This is a genomic window from Micromonospora sp. DT53 (genome assembly GCF_049841535.1).
Taxonomy (GTDB): domain Bacteria; phylum Actinomycetota; class Actinomycetes; order Mycobacteriales; family Micromonosporaceae; genus Micromonospora.
Map to the genome: position 1 here is coordinate 1,140,802 of NZ_JBNCKM010000002.1, position 24,535 is coordinate 1,165,336.

23 protein-coding genes and 3 tRNA genes are annotated in these 24,535 nt (G+C 71.7%); 16 read left to right on the top strand and 10 right to left on the bottom strand.

Annotation, left to right across the window (positions count from 1 at the left end):
- The first annotated feature begins 184 nt into the window (after positions 1–184).
- From ACLQ3B_RS11165 to ACLQ3B_RS11190, 6 genes are all read left to right on the top strand, one after another.
- Positions 185–1,357 (top strand): thiolase family protein, encoded by a 1,173-nt coding sequence (locus tag ACLQ3B_RS11165; RefSeq protein ID WP_425779688.1) that lies wholly within the window; start codon positions 185–187, stop codon positions 1,355–1,357.
- Positions 1,358–1,410: 53 nt separating this feature from the next.
- Entirely contained in the window at positions 1,411–2,424 is a 1,014-nt protein-coding gene (locus ACLQ3B_RS11170; protein WP_425779689.1) for an aminoglycoside phosphotransferase family protein, read from the top strand.
- 111 nt (positions 2,425–2,535) lie between these two features.
- Positions 2,536–3,042, top strand: a complete 507-nt coding sequence (locus ACLQ3B_RS11175; protein ID WP_425779690.1) for a hypothetical protein — start codon at positions 2,536–2,538, stop codon at positions 3,040–3,042.
- A 90-nt stretch (positions 3,043–3,132) separates the two neighbouring features.
- Positions 3,133–3,825 carry a response regulator gene (locus ACLQ3B_RS11180; protein ID WP_425779692.1) on the top strand — a complete coding sequence of 231 codons (693 nt, stop codon included), beginning with the start codon at positions 3,133–3,135 and terminating at the stop codon, positions 3,823–3,825.
- A complete protein-coding gene (locus ACLQ3B_RS11185; RefSeq protein WP_425779694.1) occupies positions 3,818–5,284 on the top strand; it encodes a sensor histidine kinase in 1,467 nt (488 codons plus the stop codon). Before ACLQ3B_RS11180 ends, ACLQ3B_RS11185 begins: the two co-directional genes overlap by 8 nt.
- A 56-nt stretch (positions 5,285–5,340) precedes the next feature.
- Complete coding sequence (locus ACLQ3B_RS11190) at positions 5,341–5,940, top strand: hypothetical protein (RefSeq protein WP_425779696.1); 600 nt, start codon at positions 5,341–5,343, stop codon at positions 5,938–5,940.
- A gap of 40 nt (positions 5,941–5,980) precedes the next feature.
- On the opposite strand, the gene ACLQ3B_RS11195 is transcribed toward ACLQ3B_RS11190, so the two are convergent.
- Complete coding sequence (locus tag ACLQ3B_RS11195) at positions 5,981–8,185, bottom strand: ArnT family glycosyltransferase (protein ID WP_425779698.1); 2,205 nt, start codon at positions 8,183–8,185, stop codon at positions 5,981–5,983.
- Between the two features lie 123 nt (positions 8,186–8,308).
- On the opposite strand from ACLQ3B_RS11195, the gene ACLQ3B_RS11200 reads away from it, so the two are divergent.
- The gene (locus ACLQ3B_RS11200; RefSeq protein WP_030487790.1) at positions 8,309–9,016 is read left to right on the top strand and encodes a glycosyltransferase family 2 protein; all 708 of its coding nucleotides are present in this window, start codon (positions 8,309–8,311) and stop codon (positions 9,014–9,016) included.
- Here the strand turns inward: ACLQ3B_RS11200 and ACLQ3B_RS11205 are convergent.
- A complete protein-coding gene (locus tag ACLQ3B_RS11205) occupies positions 9,002–9,895 on the bottom strand; it encodes a transketolase family protein (protein ID WP_425779700.1) in 894 nt (297 codons plus the stop codon). The genes ACLQ3B_RS11200 and ACLQ3B_RS11205 overlap by 15 nt on opposite strands.
- A gap of 5 nt (positions 9,896–9,900) precedes the next feature.
- Positions 9,901–10,596 carry a transketolase gene (locus ACLQ3B_RS11210; RefSeq protein WP_425779702.1) on the bottom strand — a complete coding sequence of 232 codons (696 nt, stop codon included), beginning with the start codon at positions 10,594–10,596 and terminating at the stop codon, positions 9,901–9,903.
- A 47-nt stretch (positions 10,597–10,643) separates the two neighbouring features.
- Here ACLQ3B_RS11210 and soxR point away from each other — a divergent pair, with 47 nt between their 5' ends.
- Complete coding sequence (soxR, locus tag ACLQ3B_RS11215; protein WP_425779704.1) at positions 10,644–11,117, top strand: redox-sensitive transcriptional activator SoxR; 474 nt, start codon at positions 10,644–10,646, stop codon at positions 11,115–11,117.
- A 94-nt stretch (positions 11,118–11,211) separates the two neighbouring features.
- Here soxR and ACLQ3B_RS11220 read toward each other — a convergent pair whose 3' ends face one another.
- Positions 11,212–12,210 (bottom strand): NAD(P)H-quinone oxidoreductase, encoded by a 999-nt coding sequence (locus tag ACLQ3B_RS11220; RefSeq protein WP_425779705.1) that lies wholly within the window; start codon positions 12,208–12,210, stop codon positions 11,212–11,214.
- A 161-nt stretch (positions 12,211–12,371) separates the two neighbouring features.
- On the opposite strand from ACLQ3B_RS11220, the gene ACLQ3B_RS11225 reads away from it, so the two are divergent.
- Positions 12,372–12,461: transfer RNA gene (locus ACLQ3B_RS11225), tRNA-Ser, on the top strand.
- A 194-nt stretch (positions 12,462–12,655) separates the two neighbouring features.
- Here the strand turns inward: ACLQ3B_RS11225 and ACLQ3B_RS11230 are convergent.
- Positions 12,656–12,811 (bottom strand): hypothetical protein, encoded by a 156-nt coding sequence (locus tag ACLQ3B_RS11230; protein ID WP_425779707.1) that lies wholly within the window; start codon positions 12,809–12,811, stop codon positions 12,656–12,658.
- Between the two features lie 144 nt (positions 12,812–12,955).
- On the opposite strand from ACLQ3B_RS11230, the gene ACLQ3B_RS11235 reads away from it, so the two are divergent.
- Positions 12,956–13,498 carry a YbhB/YbcL family Raf kinase inhibitor-like protein gene (locus ACLQ3B_RS11235; protein ID WP_425779709.1) on the top strand — a complete coding sequence of 181 codons (543 nt, stop codon included), beginning with the start codon at positions 12,956–12,958 and terminating at the stop codon, positions 13,496–13,498.
- Between the two features lie 185 nt (positions 13,499–13,683).
- Here ACLQ3B_RS11235 and ACLQ3B_RS11240 read toward each other — a convergent pair whose 3' ends face one another.
- On the bottom strand, positions 13,684–14,394 hold the full coding sequence (locus tag ACLQ3B_RS11240) for a class I SAM-dependent methyltransferase (RefSeq protein WP_425779711.1): 711 nt from the start codon (positions 14,392–14,394) through the stop codon (positions 13,684–13,686).
- 212 nt (positions 14,395–14,606) lie between these two features.
- On the opposite strand from ACLQ3B_RS11240, the gene ACLQ3B_RS11245 reads away from it, so the two are divergent.
- Entirely contained in the window at positions 14,607–16,442 is a 1,836-nt protein-coding gene (locus ACLQ3B_RS11245) for a hypothetical protein (protein WP_425779713.1), read from the top strand.
- Positions 16,443–16,480: 38 nt separating this feature from the next.
- On the opposite strand, the gene ACLQ3B_RS11250 is transcribed toward ACLQ3B_RS11245, so the two are convergent.
- On the bottom strand, positions 16,481–17,257 hold the full coding sequence (locus ACLQ3B_RS11250; protein ID WP_425779715.1) for a hypothetical protein: 777 nt from the start codon (positions 17,255–17,257) through the stop codon (positions 16,481–16,483).
- A 325-nt stretch (positions 17,258–17,582) separates the two neighbouring features.
- Between ACLQ3B_RS11250 and ACLQ3B_RS11255 the strand changes: the two genes are divergently transcribed.
- Positions 17,583–19,115: a peptide deformylase gene (locus ACLQ3B_RS11255; protein WP_425779717.1), complete on the top strand. Its 1,533-nt coding sequence runs from the start codon at positions 17,583–17,585 to the stop codon at positions 19,113–19,115.
- Between the two features lie 68 nt (positions 19,116–19,183).
- Here ACLQ3B_RS11255 and ACLQ3B_RS11260 read toward each other — a convergent pair whose 3' ends face one another.
- Positions 19,184–20,299: a globin domain-containing protein gene (locus ACLQ3B_RS11260; RefSeq protein ID WP_425779719.1), complete on the bottom strand. Its 1,116-nt coding sequence runs from the start codon at positions 20,297–20,299 to the stop codon at positions 19,184–19,186.
- Between the two features lie 144 nt (positions 20,300–20,443).
- Here ACLQ3B_RS11260 and ACLQ3B_RS11265 point away from each other — a divergent pair, with 144 nt between their 5' ends.
- Complete coding sequence (locus ACLQ3B_RS11265) at positions 20,444–21,214, top strand: CPBP family intramembrane glutamic endopeptidase (RefSeq protein WP_425779721.1); 771 nt, start codon at positions 20,444–20,446, stop codon at positions 21,212–21,214.
- A 4-nt stretch (positions 21,215–21,218) separates the two neighbouring features.
- Here the strand turns inward: ACLQ3B_RS11265 and ACLQ3B_RS11270 are convergent, their stop codons facing one another.
- Positions 21,219–22,541 (bottom strand): hypothetical protein, encoded by a 1,323-nt coding sequence (locus ACLQ3B_RS11270; RefSeq protein ID WP_425779723.1) that lies wholly within the window; start codon positions 22,539–22,541, stop codon positions 21,219–21,221.
- A gap of 263 nt (positions 22,542–22,804) precedes the next feature.
- Here ACLQ3B_RS11270 and ACLQ3B_RS11275 point away from each other — a divergent pair.
- A tRNA-Ser gene (locus ACLQ3B_RS11275) sits at positions 22,805–22,895 on the top strand.
- A gap of 35 nt (positions 22,896–22,930) precedes the next feature.
- A tRNA-Arg gene (locus ACLQ3B_RS11280) sits at positions 22,931–23,003 on the top strand.
- Positions 23,004–23,190: 187 nt separating this feature from the next.
- Here ACLQ3B_RS11280 and ACLQ3B_RS11285 read toward each other — a convergent pair.
- Entirely contained in the window at positions 23,191–23,376 is a 186-nt protein-coding gene (locus ACLQ3B_RS11285; RefSeq protein WP_425779725.1) for a hypothetical protein, read from the bottom strand.
- A gap of 166 nt (positions 23,377–23,542) precedes the next feature.
- On the opposite strand from ACLQ3B_RS11285, the gene ACLQ3B_RS11290 reads away from it, so the two are divergent.
- Positions 23,543–24,475: a GNAT family N-acetyltransferase gene (locus ACLQ3B_RS11290; protein ID WP_425779727.1), complete on the top strand. Its 933-nt coding sequence runs from the start codon at positions 23,543–23,545 to the stop codon at positions 24,473–24,475.
- Positions 24,476–24,535: the final 60 nt, after the last annotated feature.

Sequence of the window (24,535 nt, forward strand, 5' to 3'; positions counted from 1 at the left end):
CCAGCGGTCCGCCGGATCGTAGCCTCGCGTGGGGTCGATCATGGAGTTGTGCTGCCCCGCATATGGTGCGAAGTGGAAACTTCTACCCACCACTACTCCATGATCGACGCGGGAGGGTCTGGGGCGGTGCCGTGGGGGACGGCCGGCGTAGGATCGGGGCAGCCCAAGTTACCGGGGAGTAAACATGAGTGACGCGGTCATCGTCGGCGCGGTACGTACCCCGGTCGGGCGGCGCAAGGGCAGCCTCGCCGGCGTCCACCCGGTCGATCTCTCGGCGCACGTGCTGCGCGCCCTCGCCGAGCGCACCGGGCTCGACCCGGCCCAGGTCGACGACGTCTTCTGGGGCTGTGTGTCCCAGGTCGGCGAGCAGTCGTGGAACATCGCCCGCAACGGTGTGCTCGCCGCCGGCTGGCCCGAGACGGTGCCCGGCACCACCCTGGACCGGCAGTGCGGCTCCAGCCAGCAGGCCCTGCACTTCGCCGCCGCGACGGTGCTCTCCGGCCAGGCCGACCTGGTGGTCGCCGGTGGCGTCGAGTCGATGACCCGGGTGCCGATGGGCTCCAGTGTGGCCGGCGGCATGCCGTTCAGCGACCAGTTGCGCGCCCGCTACCGGGGTGTCGAGGGCTTCGCCGACGACGCGCCGCTGCCGTTCAACCAGGGGGTCGGGGCCGAGCTGATCGCCCAGCGGTGGCGGCTCTCGCGTGCCCAGCTCGACGAGTTCGCGCTGGCCAGCCACGAGAAGGCTGCCGCCGCACAGGACGCTGGCGCGTTCGACCCGGAGCTGGCCCCGGTGCCGCTCACCGATGGCGGCAAGTTCGCCGCCGACGAGGGCATCCGCCGGGATACCTCGCTGGAGAAGCTGGGCGAGCTGGCCACCCCGTTCCGCGCCGACGGCGTGGTGACCGCCGGGTCCGCGTCCCAGATCTCCGACGGTGCCGCGGCCCTCGCGGTGACCACCTCCGACTGGGCCAGCCGGCACGGCCTGCGCCCGCTGGCCCGGATCCACACCGCAGTGGTCGCCGCCGACGACCCGGTCACCATGCTGACCGCGCCCATCCCGGCCACCGCTAAGGCGCTGCGCCGCGCGGGGCTGGGCATCGAGGAGATCGGGGTGTACGAGGTGAACGAGGCGTTCGCCCCGGTGCCGCTGGCCTGGCTGGCGGAGACCGAGGCGGACCCGGAGCGGCTCAACCCGCGCGGCGGGGCGATCGCCCTCGGTCATCCGCTCGGCGGCTCCGGGGCCCGGATCATGACCACCATGCTCCAGCACATGCGGGACAACGGGATCCGCTACGGCCTGCAGACCATGTGCGAGGGCGGCGGCATGGCCAACGCCACAATCGTCGAGCTGGTCTGACGCCTGCGGGAAACTCCTCGCCTCGACGCCGGAGGGCCACCTAGGGTGCCAGCGTGACGACGATCGCCGGTGAGCGCGCCTCCGACTGGTCCGACGAGCAGTGGCAGGTGCGGGCCCGGTCCTGGGTCGACGCGCAGTTGACCCGTGCCGGCCGACGGGTGACCGGGCTGGTGGAGCCCCGGGTGCGTCCCTGGTCGCTGGTGTGGCGGGTGCCCACCGACGACGGCCCGGTCTGGTTCAAGGCCAACAACCCGGGCACGGTGCACGAGGCGGTCCTGATCGCGGCGCTTGCCGAGTTGACGCCCGACCGGGTGCTGACGCCGATCGCGGTGGACCCGGCGCGGGGCTGGTCGTTGCTGCCCGACGGTGGCGAGTCGTTGCGGGACGTGCTGGCACGTGACCCCGATCTGGCGCACTGGGAGCGGGCGCTGCCCGGGTACGCGGCGCTGCAACTGGCCAGCGCCTCGCGCGCCGACGAGTTGGTCGCCCTGGGCGTGCCGGATCAGCGCCCGGAGGTGCTGGCCGGCCTCTTCGTCGAGCTGCTCGACGATCACGGGGCGCTGCTGACCGGCGCCGAGGGCGGCCTCGGCGCGGAGATGCACGAGCGGTTGCGGGCCGAGCTGCCGTCGTACGCGCAGCGGTGCCGCCGGCTCGCCGACCTCGGCATTCCGGCGACCGTGCAACACGACGACCTGCACGACGGCAACGTCTTCGCCGGCGACGCCGGGTACCGCTACTTCGACTGGGGTGACGCCTCGGTGGCGCACCCGTTCGGCACGCTGCTGGTGACCCTGCGCTCGATCGGGCACGCCCGGAAGCTCGCCGCCGACGACGTTCAACTGGTTCGGTTGCGTGACGCGTACCTGGAGGCGTGGACCGACAGGTACGACCGCCGGACCCTCGTCGAGGCCGCCGACCTCGCGATCGGCCTGGGGCCGGTGAGCCGGTCGCTGTCCTGGCGTCGAGCACTGGACACCGCCGAGGAGTCCCGCGCCGAGTACGCCGACGCGGTCCCGGGCTGGCTGGAGGAGCTGTTCGCCGCCAGCCCACTTCAGCCCAACTCCTGACCATGATCCGTCTGAGTCGGAAGTCGGACAGGCAGTGCGACATGCGGCGTGGAACTTCCAAAAGTCTCGCGTGACCCACGTCACCCTGCTGGGGAGGTCGTTGGGCAGGTCATGGACGTCTTCTCCCGAACGTTCCTCCCGGCCGCCGCCGAGGCTGGCCTGGCCGTGCAGACGGTGAGCCGGCACATGCCGGTCTTCCGGCGCTGCGTCGGCTCCGGTGACGCCACCATCCTGGTCACCCGTTGCAGCCGCCCCGACCGCCCGGTCACCGGCGACTACCTGTTACTGCTCACGCACCGCCGTCTGGTGGTGACCCAGCAGACCCGCCTCCTGCACCGGCTGCGCCTGCACCTCAACACCGAGTTGCGCGAGCTGAGCAACGTCACCTGGAGCCCGGACCCGCGGCTGCAGTCGGTCGAGATGGCGGCCACCGCGATCGACGGGATCCGCGAGCGGTTCCTGATCCGGACGAGCCACCCGAAGCAGGTCTGGCAGCTCGACGCGTTGCTCAACCAGGCGTTCCGAACCCGCCTGCGACCGCCCGGCGCACGGGTCGTGGCCAGCATCGGTGACGCGCCGGCCGCCGCGCGGCCCGGGGTGTTCGCCCCGTCCTGGTGAACTGACACCTCAGCCGGTGTCGCACCGCCTTTACCGAACTCGAACACGCACCGATCGCGCCGAACCCACCGGGTCGGCAATCATGGGCCGGTGACCGTCGAACCACCGCATCGTGGGCTCGTCCTCGTCGTCGAGGACGAGCCGGCCATCGCCGACCTGGTCCGGCTGTACCTCGCCCGGGACGGGTTCGGCGTCCACCTGGAACGTGACGGCGAGGCCGGTCTGAGCGCGGCCCGCCGGTTGCGTCCGGTGGCCTGCGTCCTGGACATCGCGCTGCCGGGCCTACCCGGCACGGAGATCTGCCGTCGGATGCGCGAGGCCGGCGACTGGACCCCGGTCCTCTTCCTCACCGCCCGCGACGACGAGGTGGATCGGATCGTCGGCCTGGAGTTGGGTGCCGACGACTACGTCACCAAGCCGTTCAGCCCACGGGAGCTGGTCGCCCGGGTGCGCGCGGTGCTGCGCCGATCCGCCGGCGGCCCGGAGGGCGCGGACCGACCACGTGTCGTGGGCCCGGTGACACTCGACCCGGCCCGCCGCACGGTCACCGCCGCCGGTGCCCCGGTGCAGCTCACCTCCACCGAGTTCGACCTGCTGGCCCACCTGATGGGTCGGCCCGGCCGGGTCTTCACCCGGGAGGAGTTGCTGGCCGGGGTCTGGGGCTACGCGGCGCACGCCGGCACCCGGACGGTGGACGTGCACGTCGCCCAGGTGCGGGCGAAACTCGGCGCGGCGAGCGTGATCCGGACCCATCGCGGCGTGGGGTACGCGGTCGATGCCTGACCGGCCCGGGCACGTCGAGTCGCCGACCATGGCCCTGCCGGTGGTCGGCGCCACCCCACCCGCGGCACCTCGACGAGCCCGATTCGGTCGTACCCTGACCGCCCGCGCGGTGCTCGTCACCTGCGCGGTGGCGCTGGTGTCGGTGCTGGTCACCGCCATCGTCGCGGTGCCGTTGGCGATCCGTGGCGCGGAGCGGAGCGAGCAGGAGGCGCTCGCCGCCCAGGCCCGGCTCGCGGCCGAGGTGCTGCGCACCCGCCTCGACCGGGGTCGCAGCGCCGACGAGGAACGGCTCATCCAGCAACTGCGTGACCAGGGCATCGACGCGTACCTGATCCGGCGTGGGGCGGTCGACCGGGCGGGTCTGCCACCGCGGGTGGTGCAGCGGATCGGGCAGGGCCGCAATGTGTCGGCTCGCCGCTCGGTAAACGGTGAGCGGGCCCTGGTCGAGGGGCGGGCCCTGCCCGGCGGCAACGGGGTGGTGCTCTCCCGTCCCCTGGCCAACGGGCTGTGGGCCCGGGTGCTGCTCAGTCTCTGGTTGCCGCTGCTGGCCGGGTTGACCGCCGGGGTGGTGGCCGGGTTGCTGCTGGCCCGCCGGCTGGCCCGGCCGATCCGTGTCGCGGCCACCGCCGCCGCCCGGCTGCGCGCCGGTGACCGTGCCGTCCGGGTGCCGGTCGAGCCGCCGGACGAGGTCGCCGACCTGGCCGAGGCGTTGAACGGGCTGGCTGCCGCGCTGGCCACCAGCGAGGGTCGTCAGCGGGAGTTCCTGCTCTCCGTCTCGCACGAGCTGCGCACCCCGCTGACCGCGATCCGAGGGTACGCCGAGGCGCTCGCCGACGGGGTGCTCGGCGCCGACGACACGGTGGACACCGGCCGGACGGTGCTGGCCGAGGCCCAACACCTGGACCGGCTGATCGGTGACCTGCTGGCACTGGCCCGGCTGGAGGCCGCCGACTTCCCCCTCGACCCGGTGCCGGTGGACCTGACCCAACTGGCAGTGGACGCGGAGCCGACCTGGTCCGGTCGGTGCGCGGCGGTCGGCGTGTCGTTCCGGGTGGAGACGCCCGGTCAGCCGGTGCCCGCGTACACCGATCCGGGGAGGATCCGGCAGGTGCTGGACGGGCTGCTGGAGAACGCGCTGCGGGTCGTACCCCCGGGGTCGCCTGTGGTGCTCGCGGTCCGGCCGGCCGGCGCGGACCCGGCGCACGGCGGCGTGTTGGAGGTCCGCGACGGCGGGCCCGGCTTCACCGACGACGACCTGGCGGTGGCCTTCGAACGCGGTGCGCTGCACGAGCGGTACCGGGGGGTGCGCAAGGTGGGCAGCGGGTTGGGGTTGGCGCTGGCCGCCGGGCTGGTTCGCCGGTTGGGCGGGGAGATCGCCGCGGGGCACGCGCCGGAGGGCGGTGCCGCCTTCACCGTCCGACTGCCCGGTGATCCTTACCTGACCCGAACGTCGGCCTGACGCTCCGCTCGTCGTTCCCGGGAAGGCTGAGGGCTCCACGGACGAGAGGGAGAGTCATGCCACGTTGGGGTATCGCCACCGGCACCACGGCACTGCTCGCGGCGGTCGCGCTGGGCGTCAGCGGCTGCGGCGCGGCCGAGGTGGCCAGCCAGCCCGCCCGGGATGTCGCCGTCGAGGTCGCCGCCGCCATGGGAGTCGAGGGTCAGGCGCTGACCGCGATGGGCTTCGACGCCGACGACCTGGACGTGCAGACCGTCGCCGCGCCGGCCACCCCGACGCCGGGTGCGTCCCCGAGCGCGCGGGACAAGGCCCGCGACAAGCGCGGCGAGGAGTGGCGCAAGCGCCGCCAGGCCCGCGTGCTGCTGCGCAAGAACACCCTGCACGGCGAGGCGGTGGTGAAGACGAAGGACGGCGGTACGCAGACAGTCGCCGTGCAGCGCGGCGAGGTGACCGCCGTCGACGGCGACTCGATGACCGTCAAGTCCACCGACGGTTTCACCATGACCTGGACCTTCGGCGACGACCTACGGGTGGTCGAGCGGCGGGCCACCGTGCAGCCGAACGAGGTCAAGGTCGGCGCGACGCTCGGCGTCGCCGGCGCGAAGGACGGCGACAAGGGTGTGGCCCGGCTCGTCCTCATTCCCCGCGCAAAGTGAAGCGAAGGGGCCCTGGTCGACGCCAGGGCCCCTGCCCTCGTCAGTAGCGGCCCGGCGGCAGGGCGTAGCCGACGTAGTCGCGGAACTCCAGCCGCCAGCCGGCCGGGACCAGTTTGGCGCAGGCCGCCCTGCTGCCGGTGCAGACGATCGCGTCGACCGAGGAGGGATCGGTCGGCGGTCGTTCCGGCAGTACCGACTGCAACGCCACCAGGTCGGGTGAGCCGCCGTCGGGCTGCCGCAGCAGCAACCACCACGGGTACTCCCAGTTGTCGTTCTGCTGCACCAGCCCGATCCGCCGCGCACCGCTGTCCCGGACCGCGGTCGCCGCCCAGCGGAACTCGTCGGCCCACTGCGGGCGGCGCAGGAAGCGGGTGTCCCAGTCCGAGGTGGTGAAGACCGAGCCGGAGCCGACCAGCCGGCGCGGGAAGCCGTACGACAGCGCGAGCACGCCGGCCAGCGCCGAGGCGGCCAGCACGCTGACGGCCGCCACGGTGGCAACCGTTCGACGCCCACCCGCGCGGTTGCGCAGGAGCGCGTCCAGCCAGAGGCCGGCGAGGGGCACGGCGAGCACCACGGCGTAGAGCAGCAGACGGTTGCCCCACGGCTGCCACTTGATCATCGCGGTGTGTAGCAGCGCGGCGGTCAGCACCACCACGGCGTACGCCCGCAGCGACCCGGCCCGTTCGGGAGCGATCCGCCGTGGTCGGGCGAGCGCGATCACCGCGCCGATCACCGCCAACGCCCCGGCCAGCGGAAACGCCACCCGGTCCTCGTCCGGATACCAGGCCGGCTCCGGGAAGAGCTCCCGGCCGAAGGTGATCGCGCGGTCCTGCGGGTCGACCCCGATCGCCTCGGCGCCGCTGATGATCACGTCGGCCCCGGCCCGACGCAGGGGCGCCAGTGGCGTGTCGAACGCGGTGTGCCCGATCCGCAGCGCGTTGACCACTATCGACGCCGGGTCGTGCCGCTCCATCGGGATGGACTCGCGCAGCCGGGGCGGCCCCAGCGGGTGCCCGAACTCGGCGGTCACCCGGGCCAGGAACGGGCCGACCACCACCGCCGCGACCACCAGGATCAGCACCGAACCGCCGACCGTGCGGGCCAGCCCGCCGACCGGCCAGGACCGCCGACCCCCGCCGACCGTTGCTGGACCAGTCGGCGCTGGTTGATCCATCCGGGCCAGCCTCAGCTGGGCCAACCCCCAGAGCACCAGCAGTGGGCCGACCGCCATCAGGCCGCTGGTCTTGGTCACCGCGGTCAGCCCGGTCGCCGCCCCCAACCCGAGCAGCGTGCCCCAGCCGGTCCTTCGGCGCAGCCCGTCCAGCGCCAGGGTCGCCGCGCAGGCCACCCACGCCGCGCAGATCAGGTCGGTCTGCGTGCTGGTGGCCTGGAGCACCACCATCGGCGTGGTCGCCAACACGAACGCGGTGAGCAACTGGGCCCGCCGGCCACCGCCGAGCTGGGCGGTGATCCGTGCGGCCACCAGGAGGCAGACCACGCCGGCCGCCCACTGCACCAGGTTGTGCAGGTGGTCCCCGCCGGTGAGCAGACGCAGGTGCAGCAGCAGGTACTCGGCTCCGGGCGGGATGGTCACCTGCCGGTGGATGGCGGTGGGCCAGAAGTCCAGGTCGCCCTGGGCCACCCAGTGCTCCACCTTCGGCAGGTGGTAGGTCTGCGAGTCGAAGTTGTTCGGCTCGGCCAGCAGCGCGACCAGCAACTCCACCAGGACCAGCCCGGCGACCGTGCCGGCGAGGAGCCGCTCGCCCGGTCGGGCCGTACGCCAGGTGTCGACCGCCGCGGCGAGCAGGCCGGCGGGCCCCCGGCCGGCGCGGGTCGGCGCGGGGTCCGGCTCACCGCGCTCGGCGGTCGGGGCGGCAACGTCGGGGCTGCCACCGGACAGCACCGCGCCGACCGGCAACGGTGCGGCGCCGACCGGTACCGGTACCGGTGCGGCGGCGGGCGGCTGCCCGAGGCGGCTCGCCCGTCGCCGGCGCAGACCGGCCGCCGTCGCGGCAGCGACCAGGAAGAGCAGCCAGGCGACGGAGAACGCCGGTCGGGTCAGCGCGTGCGACGCGCCGAGCACCTCGACGACGAGCACCGCGTACGCCCCGGCGAGCAGGACGGCGCGCACCACGGCGAGCCGCAGCGGTGCCACCGCGTCAATCTCGCGCGGCCGCGTCGCGACGGTGAGCAGGAGCACCGCGGCGGCAGGAACCGCCGCGAGCAGGGAGCCGGCAGCCGACATGGCGGAAGTAAACACCATTGGTCTGAACCCGCCGCGCCGACTGCCCCACGGTGGCGGTACGCAGTTAACAAACCAACCAGGCTAGGCTATGGCCGACGTGTTGCCGCCACCGTGGAGATCCCCGTGAAGCTCTCGATCCTCATGCCGGTCTACAACGAGGAAGAACGCATCGCGGATGCCCTCAAGCAGGCATTGGCGGTTGACTATCCCTGCGAGATCGAGCTGGTCGTCGTCGACGACGGCAGCCGGGACGGCACCGGCGAGGTCCTCGGTCGCGCCGACGACGCCCGCCTGCGGGTCATCACCCACCAGCGCAACGCCGGCAAGGGTGCCGCCATCAAGACGGCCGTCGACAGCGCCGAGGGCGACTACATGGTCATCCTCGACGCCGACCTGGAGTACGACCCGCAGGACATCCCCAAGCTGCTCGACCCGGTGCTCGACGGGCGGGCCACGGTGGTCTACGGCAATCGCACCTTCGGCAGCCACAGCGCCTACAGCTTCTGGTATGTGATGGGCAACAAGGGCGTCACCATGGCGGCCAACGTGCTGTTCAACTCGTACATCGGTGACCTGGAGACCTGCTTCAAGCTGATGCCGGTGGCGCTCTACCGGTCGCTCGAGGTGCGTTCGCGCGGCTTCGGCATGGAAGCGGAGGTGACGGGCAAGCTGCTGCGTCGCCGGATCCGCCCGTACGAGGTGCCGATCAGCTACCGGGCGCGCGGCCGGGAAGAGGGCAAGAAGATCACCTGGAAGGACGGCGTCGAGGCGATCTGGATCCTCGGGCGCGAGCGCGCTCGCCGCCGCCCCGCCGTCTCAGCCGCCAACTGACCCCAGGAACGCGCTGATCGACCGCCGCAGGCCGTCGGCGTCCAGACCATGCCACCGGGCGTGGTCGGCGGGATCGCCGTACCGCCGCAGGTCGGTCTGACCCACGCCGAGGGCGAGCAGCCGGTGCGGTCCGTCCGCCAGCGCCCGGCTGACGACCGCGCTCGACGTGCCCGCCAGGTACGGCTCGACAAGCACCACGTCGGTGCCGGCGAGCGCCCGCAGCCCACGCGTGTCGAACGGCCGGGGCGTGTGGGTGTACGCCACAGTCACGTCCATCCCCTCGGTAGCCGCGAGGGTCGGGTCGAGCATCGGTCCGACCGCCACCACGAGCGGCGCGTTCGCCAGGCCCCGCCGCAGCACCCGTAGCCGTGTGGCATCCGGGTACGCCTCGGCGTTGCGTTGCTCGGAGAGCCGCAGGTAGATCGGATCGTCGCTGGTCGCGGCGTCGCGAAGCAGCGACGTCACCTCGGCCGGGTGGCCGGGCACCCGGACCGTCCAGCCGTCGCCGAGAGAGTCGAAGAGCGCCACGTCACCGGGCGACTGGTGGGTGCGGCCCTCCGCCGACCCGTCGTACGACGCGCCGATGCTGACCAGGACGGCGCCCACGCCCTGGTGGTCCAGATCCAACTTGATCTGTTCGTACGCCCGGTCCACCAGGAACGTCGCGTACGAGTGCGCGATCGGGCGCAGCCCGGTGAGGGCGAGCCCGCCGGCCACACCGATCATCAGTTGCTCCCGGATGCCCACGTTGAGCACCCGGTCGGGGTGTCGGTGGCCGGCCGAAGCGAACTGGCTCACCGAGATGTCGGCAAGCACCAGTGCGGTACGTGGGTCCTCGTCGAGGAGCGCGGTGGTGGTGTCGATGAAGGCGGTACGCATGTCGGTCATCCCTTGCTCTCGGTGCGGGCTACCACCAGGTGCGGGTGTCGTGGCCGGTGCCCGGTCAGCGCCGCGTACAGGGCGTCGTGGTCCCGACCGTTCACGGTGTCGGCGGTCCAGCCGTTGACGCTGAATCGGCTGGCGATGCCACCGGCCCACTCGTAGCTGGCCGAGGAGTTGTCGACCACGACCGCGGTGAGGCTGTCCAGGCCTGTCGCTCCCGCGTACGCGATCGCCTCGTGGTTGGATCCCTCGTCCAGTTCGGCGTCGCCGAGCAGCACGTACACCCGGGGTTTGTGCAGCCCCTGGGCGCGTAGGCCGAGCGCGGTGCCGACGGCCAGCCCGAGCCCGTGCCCGAGCGAGCCGGAGCTGATCTCGACCCCGGGCACCAGGCGTCGGTCCGGGTGGTGGCCGAGCCGGCTGTCCGGCCCGGCCAGGTCGTCGAGCCAGGCGGCCGGGATGAAGCCGTGCGCGGCGAGCACCGCGTAGTAGGCGGCCGGGCCGTGGCCCTTGGAGAGCAGGAACCGGTCCCGTTCCGGGTCGTCGATGCTGCCGGGGGTGACCTGCAACACCCGGTCGTAGAGCACCTGGAGCACGTCGATGGTGGAGTGCGCGCTCGGCGCGTGCTTCTCGTCGCCGGTCAGTCGTCGGATCAGCCCGGGCAGTCGGGTGCTGGTGTCGGTGGTCAGTGTGGTGGTCATGCCACTACTGTGTGAGTTGAAGTGCACTTCAACTCAAGGACCTGGGGATGCCGGATCTTTTGACGATCGGTGAGTTGTCCGCCCGCTCCGGGGTGGCACCGTCGGCGCTGCGCTACTACGAGCGGCTCGGGCTGATCCGCGCCGACCGCACCGGCGGCAACCAGCGCCGCTACGCCCGCGCCGAGCTGCGGCGGGTCGCGTTCATCCGGATCTCCCAGCAGGTCGGCGTCTCGCTCGACGAGATCCGGGCGGCACTCGACTCGCTCCCCGAGGGCCGCACACCGAGCCCGCAGGACTGGGCGCGGCTCTCGGTGAGCTGGCGAAGCCGGCTGGACGAGCGGATCCGGCTGCTCACCAAGCTCCGCGACGACCTGGACGGCTGCATCGGCTGCGGCTGCCTGTCCCTGCAGCGCTGCATGCTCAACAACCCCGGGGACACCCTGGCCGGCGAGGGCCCGGGCGCCCGGCTGGTGCTGCCCCGACCGACCGACGACCCCACGCTGGCAAGCTCGCTCAGCTGACGGCCGACCCGGCCCGGCGGGCCTGCTCAGCTGACGGCCGAACCGGCCCGGCGGGCCTGCTCAGCTGACGGCCGACCCGGCCCGGCGGGCCTGCTCAGCTGACGGCCGAACCCCCACCAGTCGGGCGGGTGAGCAGCACCTTGCCGAAGTGTTCGTTCGACTCGATGAGCCGGTGCGCCTCCGCCGCCTCGGTCATCGGCAGCCGCCGGTCCACGATCGGCTGGATCCGGCCGGCCTCGACCAGCGGCCACACCTCGTCCCGTACGCCCTGGACGATCTCCGCCTTCTCGGCGAGCGGTCGGGACCGTAGCGACGTCGCGGTGACGCTCGCCCGCTTGCTCAGCAGCGCGCCGAGATCCAACTCGGCCTTGCGCCCACCCTGCATTCCGATCACCACGAGCCGACCGCCGGTGGCCAACGCGGAGACGTTCCGCCCCAGGTAGGACCCACCCATGATGTCGAGGACGACGTCCACGCCGCGCCCGTCGGTGACCCGACGGACCTCCTCGACGAAGTCCTGCTCCCGATAGTCGATCATGTGCGCCGCGCCCAGCTCGCGCAGCCGGGCGTGCTTGGCCTCCCGCGCGGTGGTCAGCACTGTCACACCGAGGGCCGCGCCGAGCTGGATGGCGAAGGTGCCGATCCCGCTGCCCCCGCCGTGCACCAGCAGCGTCTCGCCCGCACCGAGCCGCGCCACCCGGACCAGGTTCGACCAGACCGTGCAGGCCGCCTCGGGAAGCGCCGCCGCGTCGACCGGGTCACACGCCGGCACCGGCAACAACTGCCCAGCGGGGACCGCAACCCGCTCCGCGTACCCGCCGCCGGCCAGCAGCGCGCAGACCTGCTGCCCGACCGCCCAACCGGCGACCCCCGCGCCAACCTCCGTGATCACCCCAGAGCATTCCAACCCGGGGTACGCGGGCGCGCCCGGCGGCGGCGGATAGTGCCCCTGCCGTTGCAGCAGGTCAGCGCGGTTCACCCCGCTGGCCCGCACATCCACGATCACCTCGTCCGGGCCCGGCTCCGGGTCGGGCACCTCGGCCCAGACCAGCGCGTCGGGTCCACCGGGCTGCGGAATCGTGATTGCTCGCATGGGCCCAGTCTTCCCGATCCCACCGGGTGCCGCAGGCGCACCCTCCAGCCCACAGTGGACCCAGCAGACCGGCTGGCCGGCGCACCGGGGAGGGACGCCGGGCCGCCCGGAGCGAGCCGTGGCAGACTATGCGTGGCCGTACGCCCACGGGTGGCGGCCCAGGAGGGTTCGCCTAGTGGCCGATGGCGCTGGTCTTGAAAACCGGTAAGGCAGCGATGTCTTCGTGGGTTCGAATCCCACACCCTCCGCCACGAAACACGGGTTGATCGACTCGGGTTTCAGGATGTCGGGGTGTTCGACTCGCTCGGATGCCACGGTTTCCTGAATATCGAGGTGATCTGGTGCGGGTGAGCGGAAGCGGTCCGGCACCCCGCCTCTCGGTCACTCCGGCGGTCCGGCACCCCGCCTCTCGGTCACTCCGGCGGTCCGGCACCCCGCCTCTCGGTCACTCCGGCGGGTCGGTGGCCCGCCGCTCGCGGCGGATCGTCTCCTCGGCCAGTCGCTCGACCGCGCGTCGGCGTTCGTCGGCGATGGCTCGCTCGTCCCGGCGGCGGAACGCGGTGATGACGGCTACCGCGAAGTCCCGCCAGATGCCGGCCACGATGTCCCCCTGCGGAACGCTGCCCGAACCTCAAACGTAGCTCTGCGAAACCACACTGGGTCAGCGCCGGCTTCCGGTCGTCGGGAGGGCCGTGGCGGGGTAAGAAGGGGCTGGTATCTCCGCACATCGGAAGGACGCGTCCCCATGACCCTGGAACGACCGATCGCCCCGGACCCGTACGAGCTGCTGCCGACGTTGCCCTCGTTCACGCTGACGAGTGACGACGTGCAGAACGGCGAGCCGATGGACGCCCGGCACGCGCATGGCAGCACCGGGGGCGACAACGTCTCGCCGCAGCTGACCTGGTCGGACTTCCCCGCCGAGACGAAGAGCTTCACGGTGACCTGTTACGACCCGGACGCGCCGACCGGCAGCGGGTTCTGGCACTGGGTGCTGGTGAACGTGCCGGTCAGCGTCACCCAGTTGCCCACCGGGGCCGGCGGCGCGGCGGGCACCGACCTCGGCGGGGCGTTCTCGGTCCGCAACGACTACGGCGAGCAGGGCTACGGCGGGGCGGCCCCGCCGCCCGGCGACCGCCCGCACCGGTACGTCTTCGCGGTGCACGCCCTGGACGTCGACCGGCTGGACCTGACCCCGGATGCCAGTCCCGCCTACGTCGGCTTCAACCTCACGTTCCACACCCTGGCGAGGGCGGTAATTCGCCCGACCTACCAGATCAAGGAGTGATCCGTACCCCGCGATCTTGCTCGTGACCGTGCGGCGCGGTGCTACGGCGTAGACGGCCAGTCTCGTCGATCATGGAGTTGTGGTGGGCAACAAAACACCCGACGAGCCCCATAACGGGCACCACAACTCCATGATCGACCGGGGGCAGGAGTCGCGGTCCGGGCCCGTGACGCTGTCCGGGTGAGTCAGGCTGGGACGCGGGCCACGGCGAAGACGGACTGGCCGAAGGGTGGGCGTACGAGCTGCTCGGCGGCCTTGGTGGCGGGCAGGACGAGGGTGTCGTACACCTTGACCATGGGCCCTTCCTTCGGCATCAGCCGGAAGACCTTGGTGGCCATGAAGTAGCCGATCAGCCCGAGCGCGTTGGCGTAGTGCATCTTCTCGATGGTCAGGCCGGCGTCGGTCATTGCTGCCCCGAGCGTCTTCTTCGTGTAGCGGCGGACGTGCCCGGTGGCGATGTCGGCCGGGCCCATCGCGAACTGGAACGCGGGCACGATGATGATCACGGCGCCGCCGGGTCGGACCAGGTCGCGCATGCTCTGCAGCGCGCCCACGTGGTCCTCGATGTGCTCCAGGACGTTGTACGAGACGGCGGCGCTGTAGTCGCCCCGGTCGTTGTGCGGCAGCAGCATCTGCCGGACGTCGATGTTCGGGCGGTCGGCGAGGCGCTCCTTGAGCTGCACCAGCCGGTCCGGGTCGGCCTCGGTGGCGGTGAACCGGGGCAGCCGCTCTGACCATTCCAGCGCGTAGTCACCAAGGCCGCTGCCGATCTCGATCGGGTCGTCGCCGAGGTACGGCACGGCCAGTTCGATGAACCAGCGACGGTGGTTGACAGCTGTCGCAAGGCCTTCCAGCACCTCGGACTGAACGCGCTGATCCCCAGTGATTTCTGCCATGCGTCGATTCCTCACGATATGAACTCGACCCGTGCCTGGACCGACAGAGTGAATCATCCGCTGGAACGGCGAAAGAATCGGGGCATCGGGGTGGCCGAATTGTGGTCGGGGGGTGGGTTCGTGATCGGCGGTCGGCGAACCCGGCACATAGTACGGCAGTACCCCGAAACATGTCACGGCGGTGCCTTACGCTGACTACCCTATGAATTGTCATGACTACTCCTGAACCGGACGTGCCCAGCGGCAGTGGCGGCCCGGCCGCCGTGTCGTCGGCGGAGGGGGCCTCCGGTGTCGCTCGGCCTGCCCGCAGGGGGAGGTGGGCAGATCTGGCCGCCGTGCTGAGCTTCGTGGTGCTCGGCCTGTGGGTCACCTGTCGACTCTGGTGGGACCCGGACAGCGATGTGCGGGACAACCAGTCCGATCAGTCGCAGTTTGAATGGATGATGGCCCACGGTGCGCGAGTAGTCACGCACTTTGCGTATCCGTTCCATTCCAATCAGATGAACGTCCCCGACGGCGTGAATCTTATGGCCAATACGTCCGTATTATCCATTTCACTGCCAATGACGCCTGTCACCCTGTTGTTCGGACCGCGGGCGTCGTTTCTGATCTTTCTCACCGCGGGCATGATCGCCACTGCCACGGCCTGGTATTTCCTGCTCTCGCGGGTGCTGATCGGCAGCCGGGGACCGGCGTGGCTGGGCGCCGGCTTCTGCGCGTTCGCGCCGGCCATGGTTTCGCACGCCAATGGGCACCCGAACATCGTGTCGCAGTTCGTCGTCCCGTTGATCATCTGGCGCACGCTGCGGCTCGGCGAACCGGGTCGGTGGCTGCGCAACGGGGTCCTCCTCGCGCTCGTCATCGTCTGGCAGGCGTTCCTCAACCTGGAGATCCTGCTGATGACCGCGATCGGGCTCGGCGTGATCATCGCGGTGCTCGCCATCGGCCGCGCGGATCTGCGATCGCGGGCCCGACCCTTCCTCGCCGGCCTGGCCGTCGCCGCCGGGGTCGCCGGGCTCCTGCTGGCGTACCCGCTGTATGTCCAGTTCTTCGGACCGGACGCGTACTCCGGGCTGTCCCGCCTGATCCGCGGCTACTCCAGCGACCTGGCCTCGTTCGTCGCTTACTCCCGGGAATCACTCGCGGGCAGTGCGCGCACCGCCGCGGGCCTGGCCAAGAACCCGACCGAGGAGAACAGCTTCTTCGGTTGGGCGCTGCTGGTACTGGTGATCGCCCTGGTCTGGTGGCTGCGCCGCTCGATCGTGGTGCTCGCCCTGGCCGCGCTCGGGTTGCTCTTCGCGCTGCTCTCGCTGGGTCGGGAGGTCCGCTTCGACAACCGGGGTACGGGTGTGCCGGGCCCCTGGGCGGCGCTGGAGAACCTGCCCATCCTGCACTCGGTGGTGCCGACGCGCTGGGCGTTGGCGATCACCCCGATCATCGGGTTGCTGCTCGCCTACGGTGCCGAACGGGCCCGCGAGTTGGCCGGCGCGCACCCGGGCGCCCGGGTGCAGGTCCGCTTCGTCACCGCCACCGTACTCACGATGGCCCTGTTGCCGATCGTCCCCACCCCGCTGCCGGTGGCTCACCTCGACCCGGTTCCCAGCTTCGTGACCAGTGGGGCGTGGCGTCCGTACGTGGCCGGTGGGCGCAGTGTGGTGACCCTGCCCTTGCCGGACACCACCTACGCCGAGCCGCTGCGCTGGTCGGCGTCGACCCGACTGGACATGCCACTGGCCCGTGGCTACTTCCTCGGCCCGGACACCCGGCCGAACGCCGACCCGCCGAAGGTCGCGCTGTTCGGTGCGACTCCCCGCCCCACCAGCAGTTTCTTCGCGACCATCCGACGCACCGGTGCGGTGCCGCCGATCACCCCACAGGGTCGGGTCCAGGCTGTCGACGACCTGCGCTACTGGCGGGCGGGGGTGGTCATCCTCGGGCCACACGAGCAGGAGGCCGCGCTGCGCCGGGGGATGACCGAGCTGACCGGGATCCAACCGGTCTTCACCGGCGGCGTGTGGGTGTGGGACGTCCGTTCGTTCACCGACTGACCCGTGCCGACGAGCCCGATCTTGCCGACGAGCCCGGTCTAGCGGACGCAGCAGCCCTGGCAGACCTTCGGCCGGGGCAGGGTGAAGGCGAGGCAGCAGGTGCGTCGCTGCACTGTCGGCTCACCTGTCGGGCCGGGCACCAGCTCGACCAGGTCGGTCAGGTCGAGTGCGCCGAGCAGGGTGTCGATGCTCTGCACCGTGGAGCCGGGCAGACCGTCCGCGGCCCGCAGGATGCCGTGCGCGATGCCGGAGGCGACCGAGCCGAGCAGCGTCCGGGTGCCCACCCGGACCTCGGACTGGATCGCCGTGATGAGCGGTGCCAGGTGGGCGTCGAGCAGGGACGCGCGCAGTACGGCCAGCAGCTCCGCCTCGTCGGCGACGACCCGCACCTCCGGCAGGCCGGCGAGCGCCAGCGGGTCGTTCGGCAGGACCGCCACGGTGGTGCCCCGGCGCAGGCCCATGGTGAGCAGCTGCCGGTGGTCCTCGAAGTGGATCAGCAGGTGGGCCGGATCGAGCAGCGGCACCCGGCGAGCGGAGGCCCAGCCGAGCACGACCGGCAGCGCCGCCCAGTAGCTGTACGACTTCCAGGCCAGCGCGGCGCAGGCGTGCGGGGTGCCGCCCCAGCGGACGGCGGCGCCGTTCAGCAGCTCCGGCAGTCGGCTGCCGTCGATCAGGGTGGTGGCGGGCGCCCAGCCGAGCTCGTCGTCGACAAGCAGGCCCCGGGCGAGCCCGGGAAGGTCGTCGGTGCCGAACATGGCTCGGAGCGCCGCGGTGACGGGGGCGAGCGGCGTGGTGGCGGCCTCCCGCCGTGGCATCACCGCTGTCACCTGAGTCGTCCCCCGTCTGCGTGACCGAGGAAGTGTGCCCCCGGCGGACGAACCAGTGCCGTCCCGAGCTAAGGCTAGCCTAACCAGCCCCCTGTGCGTAAGGGAAGGCTCACCTTGGTCACATCTCCGACGCTGAGCCCCCGCACCCGGCGAAAGTAGTGCTCCGCGTACTACCCGGAGTCGGTGCTGGAAAACGCTGCCGCGCGATCGACGGCCATCGGTGAATTGTCAAGTGGTGTGTCGAAAACATGCCACATGCGTGTGTGCTCGCGTACGGAACGTGAAACTTATATCCCCGGCCACGAGGAAGCTGATGACGACCTCACCCCTCGAACGGGCTGCCGACTCCTTCGCGGCCGAACTCGCCCGACAACGGACCGGGCGCGGGCTGTCCAAGAAGCAACTGGCCGTCCTGATGGGGTTCGACCCGTCCTACGTGAGCCACGTCGAGGGGCGCCGGCACCGCCCGACCGAGGACTTCGCCCGCCGCGCGGAGGCCGTCCTGGAGGCCAGCGGTGCGATCTGGCAACGCTTCCGGGAGTACGACGACCTACGGCACGCCCGGGCGGGTCAGCCGCAACGCGAGCCACACCTGCCGGGACAGTGGCTGCCACCCGGCACCGGCCTGGTCGTGGAACGGGAACTGGCCGCCCTCACCCACACCGACGACGGCTACCGGTGCGTCATCCACCGTGAGCTGTACAACGCCGGCACCGAACCGGTCACCCGCTACCTGGTCCGGGTCGCCGTCGACCGCTACCCGAACGACCCCGGCCGCTCCAACAGGCACCACCGGGAGCACCCCCTGACGTTCGCCGAGCTGCAGATACAGGCCCGTCGAGACGACGGCGGCGGCGGCGACCCGGAGCCGATGCACTGGCGAGCCAAACACGATCGGGACGCGTTCAAGGAGATCTGGCTGCTCTTCGAGAACGGGGAGCGGCGCTTCCCCCTCTACCCGGGCGACCGGGCCACCATCGAGTACGCGTACAGCGTCGGGCACGACAAGTGGGGCCCCTGGTTCCAGCGAGCCGTCCGGCTGCCCACCCGGCAGCTCGCCGTACGCCTGGACCTGCCGGCGGCGCTCGACCCACAGGTCTGGGGCGTGGAGACCTCGCTCAGCGCGGAGGAGGGCCCGCTGCGGACGGCGCCGCAGCGTCACGACGAGGGTGACCGGGCGGTCTACGACTGGCAGACCGACGACCCGCCGTTGAACGCCCGCTACCGGATGCAGTGGCGTTTTCGTGCCCGCCCGGACACCGAACCGGACACCGGCCCCGGCGGTGCCCGGGTCCGAGCCAGCGACCGGATGCGCGGCCTCGGCATCGTGCAACGCGGGGCTGACCTGCTCCGCCAGCGCACCCGACCGTTCGACCTGCCGGCGGAGGAACACGTCGCCCGGGACGTGGCCGACCGGCTCACCATGGCCCTGGCCCGGCTCGACGAGCTGCACCCGTTCAGCAAGGGGGTGGGTGTCGCCGCCCCGCAGTTCGGCATCGATCGCGCGGCGGCCGTGGTGCGACCCCCCGACCGGTCGGCCGAGCCGGTCGTGCTGCTCAACCCCCGGGTGGTCGACGCCGACCTGGAGACCGACGAGCAGTACGAGGGCTGCCTCTCCTTCTTCGACCACCGAGGTCTGGTGCCCCGGCCCCTGCGCCTGGACGTGGAGCACGCCCAGTGGGACGGCAGCCAGATCATCACGTCGTTCGAGTTCGGCATGGCCCGGCTGGTCGCACACGAGATCGACCACCTGGAGGGCCGGCTCTACGTCGACCGGATGGCGCCCGGCGTGCCGTTGGTGCCGGTGGAGGAGTACCGCGAGACCGGGCATCCCTGGCGCTACTGACCAACGAGGGACCGGGGCGCGTGCCCCAGGGGGCAGGGGCACGCGCCCCGGTGTGGGGGGAGGAACGTCTAGAGGTCACCGAAGGTGTCGTAGCGGATCTGCGGCTGCGGCACCTCGTCCGCGGCGAGCACCCGCAGGGTGGAGCGGACCATCCGGGCCGAGCCGGAGACGAAGCAGTCGTGGGTGGTCCAGGGGCCGTACCGGGCCACCACGTCCGCGATGTCGCCCGACTCGCCGTCGAAGTCCGGATCTTCGCTGCATGCCGGGGTGACCGACAACCACGGGTGTGCGGCGACCAGCTCCTGCAACCCGGTCAGGCCGTACAGGTCCGCCGCCTGCCGAGCACCGTAGAAGACGTGCACCCACCGGGTCCGGTTGAAGCTTGCCAACTCCTCCACCAGCGCCTTGATCGGCGCCAGGCCGACCCCGCCGGCTACGCAGAGGATGTCCCGTTCCGACGAGCGGTCCAGGGTCATCGACCCCATCGGCGCCGCGAGGCGGAGCAGTTCGCCCGGCCGCACCCGACGTACCAGCGCGCCGGACAGCCAGCCGGCACCCGGCGACCGCACGTGGAACTCCAGCACGTTGTCGTCGTTCGGGGCGTTGGCCACCGAGTAGTTCCGCCACACCCGGGGGTGGTGGCGCGGCGCCTCGAGGCTGATGTACTGGCCGGCCTGCCACCGCAGCGGATGCTGCAACGCCCGGCAGGTCAGCACGGCGGTGTCCGGGCCGTACCGCTGGTGGGTGAGCACCTCGGCGTGCCAGAACGGCGGGTCGTCGTCGGCCGCCGCCCCGGCCACCATCAGGGCGGCGATCGCGGCGTACGCCTCGCGCCACGCCTGGTCGTACTCCAGGTTCCAACCGTCGCCGGCGGTGCTGCGCAACGCGTCCAACAGCGCGACCCCCATCGTGGCGTAGTGCCGGTCGTCGACGTGGTACTTGCGGTGGTCGCGGCCCAACGCCCGGAGGAACTCGTCGAAGCTCTCCGGGTCGTCGACCGTGTGGATCGCCGCGATGATCGCCTCCAGCAGGCGGTCGCCCTGGCCGGCCATCTGCACCGGGAAGAGTTGCCGCAGGGCGGGGTCGAGCAGGAACACTCGGGCGTAGAAGTGGTCGGTCAGCGGGGCCCTGTCGTCCTCGACCAGGGTCCAGCTCTCCTTCAGCAACCGCGCGAGGTCGTCCACGGGGGCTCCTACTCCAAACGGCAGCAGATCGGGCCCCCATAGAATCTCCACGGAGAGTGTCGAGTGGTCGCACAGAATGTGCGATCGGCTCACGGTGGCCGGTCGGCCATGTCACCGGCACCCCACGTCGGGCAGAGTGGTGCGGTGACCGTTGAGCTGACCCGCCCGGTGTCCCGCCGACTGCTGGGCACCGAGACGCTGCTGGTCCTCGGCCTCTCCCTCGGCCAGTCCGCGATCTACGCAATGGTGTCGATCATCGCGAAGTTGACCGCCGACGGTCCGCTCTCCAAGCAGACCGCCTCGCTGAACACCTCGGCGTCGGCCCGCCCCTGGCTGGACCTCACGTACCAGCTGCTCGGCATCGTGTTCGCGCTGCTGCCGGTGCTCCTCGCCGTACACCTGCTCAGCCGTGACCCCGGCGACCCGGCACGGACCCTCGGCCTGGACGTCCGGCGGCCCGGTCAGGACGTGGCGCGCGGAGCCGGCCTGGCCGCGCTGATCGGGCTACCCGGGCTGGCGCTGTTCTGGGTGGCGGCCCACCTGGGCCTCAACGCCACGCTGGTGCCGGCCGCGCTGCCGTCGGTCTGGTGGGCGGTTCCGGTGCTGATCCTCGCCGCCGTGCAGAACGCCGTGCTGGAAGAGGTGATCGTGGTCGGTTACCTGGTCACCCGGCTGCGCCAGCTCCAGTGGCGGCTGGCCGCGATCATCGCGGCCAGCGCGCTGCTGCGCGGCTCGTACCACCTCTACCAGGGCCTCGGCGCGTTCGTCGGCAACGCGATCATGGGCGTGGTGTTCAGCCTCTTCTACCTGCGCACCCGGCGGGTGATGCCGCTGGTCATCGCGCACACAGTGCTCGACGTGTTCGCCTTCGTCGGCTACTCGTTGCTGCCCCGGGAGTGGTTCGACTGGCTCTGACAGGTCAACGCCGGTCGGGTCGGTAGACGGCCACCGTTCGGGCCGCGAGCCGGTCCGCCGCGGCCGCGTCACCCAACGCCGCCGCGAGCACCGCCGCACCCGGCAGCAACCGGGCCACCAGCCGCAACGCGACCCAACCGCCGGCCTGCGCGGTGAGCGGCGCGGCCAACCGCCAGGCCGCCTCCGCCGCCCGCGGCCACGCCCCCTCCACCGGGTCACCCGCCGTCTCGGCGGCGGCCAGGGCCGCCTCGGCGCTCGGCCGATCCGGGTGCACCTGCGTCAGCACCAGCAGGTCGACGGCCCGGTCGGGATGCGTCGGATCCTTGCCGTACGCCGCGGCCAGGTGCAGCACCAGCTCCGAGCTCGTCCACAGCACCGCCACCAACTCGGCCAGCGGCGCGAAGAAACCGGCCAACGCGGCGGTCGCCCCACCCGCACCCGCCGAGCGGACGAACCGCCGGGTGGCCAACCGGGCCAGGCCGTCCGCGGAGGCGTCCGGATACCGGGTGCGCAAACCCAGGGCCCATCCGGCCGCGCCGGGCCCGAGCGCCCGCACCGCGGCCAAGGCCAACAACTCCGGCGCGAAGCCGGGGTGGTCGAGCACGCGCGCGGCGACCGCGCGCAGCTCCGATTCCGAGGTACGCCCCAGAGCGGGCTCAACCTGCCGCACGGCGGGTTCTGCCGGGGCCAGCTGCTGCTCGGCGGGCGCCGTCTGCTGCTCGGCGGGCGCCGTCTGCTGCGCGGCCCTGGGTTCCGTCTGCTGTGCGGCCACGGGTTCGGGGGCGGGTTTTGTCGGCGTGGTGCTCTTGGTTGGCGTGGTGCTCTTGGTTGGTGTGGTGCTCTTGCGTGGGGTGGCCGCGCGCTTGGTGGTCTTTGGCGCTTTGGCCGGGACCGCTGGCGTGGTGGTGCTCGCCTCGCCGGCGGCGCTCGCGGCTTTGGTGGTGCTCTGCGCTTCGGCGGCGCTCGCGGCTGTCGGTTTTGCGGCTTTGGTGGGGTTGGCGGCACGCTTGCGGGGTGCCGGCGTGGCCGGGGTCACCTCGGTGGGCGTCTCGACTGCCGTCCCGGGGGCAGCCTTGCGGACGGGTGTGCGCCGGGCCTTCGGCGGTGTCGGTGCGACGCCTGTTGCGGGGCCCGGTTGGCCGCCGCCGGGCTGTTCCGGCTGCTCCGCGCTCGCCTCGGAGCTCAACTCGGTCGGTGCGCGCCGAGGCTGTCGAGGCAGGGGGCGGTCCGGCTCGGGAGGCTGGAAGAGCACCGCCGGGGCGGCCTTGGCCCGTCGAGGACGCTGGCTCGCCGGGGCTGCCGGCGGTGCCGCCTTCTCAGGTTCCACCGTCCCGGTGGGCTCCTCGGCGACGGTCGGCGGCCTGAAGGTGGCCCGAGGGGAGCGCTGACGCGCTCGCTCAGCAGGCTCTCGACGGGTCGACTCGCTGGGCGGCTGCTCCTGCATATCGATGGAGCGTAGTCCCGATCACGCCCACGCACAGCGGAGAATCACCGGGGCGGACGGGCTCTGCTGGGCGTACCCAGGAAGTCGTTTTGCCCCCGGTGGGTGGCGACCTGTATCCTCGGGCGCGGTGGTCTGAGGATCACCGGGGAGACTTCGCCTAGTCTGGTCTATGGCGCCGCACTGCTAATGCGGTTGGGGTCTTAAAGCCCCTCCCGGGTTCGAATCCCGGAGTCTCCGCGCGAAAGCCGGGTGTGTACACTGGCTGAGCACAAGCGCCCGTAGCTCAATGGATAGAGCATCTGACTACGGATCAGAAGGTTAGGGGTTCGAGTCCCTTCGGGCGCACAGCAGTTGAGCAGGCAAAACGCCTCTTTGGCCATCGACGGAAGTCGACCAGAGGGGCGTTTTTCGTGCACCCATGGATGCGCGAACCCGGCCGCTGACGCTGGCTGACGGTTACGGAGAGTCGCCGAGGGTGACCTCTGGAGATGGTCCATCTACCGCCCGGGGGCGTCACCGTCGAGCCTGCTGATCACGCCCTCGTTTCCGGCCCGCGCAGGCTGTCGAGTAGGCGTCCCTGCGCCCGCGAGAGGATCAGATGCCAGCAGGTGCGTGCCGCGGACGTCATCGTCTCCGCCGCGTCAGAGCGGGTGCGCCACACGCGGTCGACGAGGCTCACGTCGATCTCGGTGTCGCGATGCTCGAACCGCAACGCCATGGCCTCCTCCGTCTTCAATCCGCCGAGGGGCCTCTCCTGAGGCTAGCGACGTCGACAATCAGGACCGACAACCTCCAGAAGCGCAAGAAGTACGACCGGAGTTCCGTGAGGGAGCCGGTCCCCTGGGCCCGCGAATCACGGTGCTGAGCTTCGCTAGCCTCTGCACGTGATCTCCTACCGCGCTACCGCCCCCGCGGACCTCGACCACGTGACCCGGTGGATCGTGACCGAGCCCGTTGGGTGGATCCCCGCCGACCGTTACCTGGCCGAACTGGCCGAGGACATGTACCGGCCGGAATGGACATGGATCGCCGAGCACGACGGCCAGGTCGTGGGACGGGCATTGTGGTGGGGGCCGAAGGACAGCCCGCATCCGGTCGCGCTCGACTGTCTCGACGTGGATCCAGCCGTGGGCGACCGTGCCGCCGTCGCCGCCGAGCTGATCAGGGCCGCGCTGGCCGGGTTCCCGGAGCCGGTGGAGTACTCGATCAAGGTCACCGGTGGCTGGCGTGACGATCCGGCCACCTTGGCGGCCGTGGAGTGGCGACGGGCGGCGGCGCATGCGGCGGGCCTCACCCGCGAGGTGGAGCGGCTGCAGTTCGAGTGGGCGCCCGCCGACGGGGTGCCCCCCGCCGCTGGCAGGCTGCGGTTCACCGAGGCCTCCGACGAGGAGTTCCTCGCGGTGTTCAGGAGAATCGCCGAGGGCAGCCTGGATGCCCAGACACGTGCGAACCTGGCCGCCAAGGGCGTGGACGCAACCGCGCGCGAGGAGATGGATTTCTATCTCTCGGCGCCGGGCAAGCGGGAGTGGTGGCGGATCGCCTACACGCGCGAGGGCGAGGTGGCGGGCATGGCGATTCCCTCAGCGACCCCGTACAACGTGAACGTCGGCTATCTCGGGGTGGTGCCGGAGTTCCGTGGGCGCGGCTACGTGGACGAGGTGCTCGCCGAAATCACACGCCTTCACGCGACCAACGGGGAGTCGCGCATCACCGCCACCACCGACATGGGCAACGCGCCTATGGCGGCCGCTTTCGGTCGCGCCGGATACCGCAAAACGGAGATCCGGATCAACCTTTCCAACGACGTCCAGCCCTAGACGAGGAAAGGCCGGTGCTGGCGGCGCGAGGTGAGTACGCGTGCGGATGGCAGGCGCGGC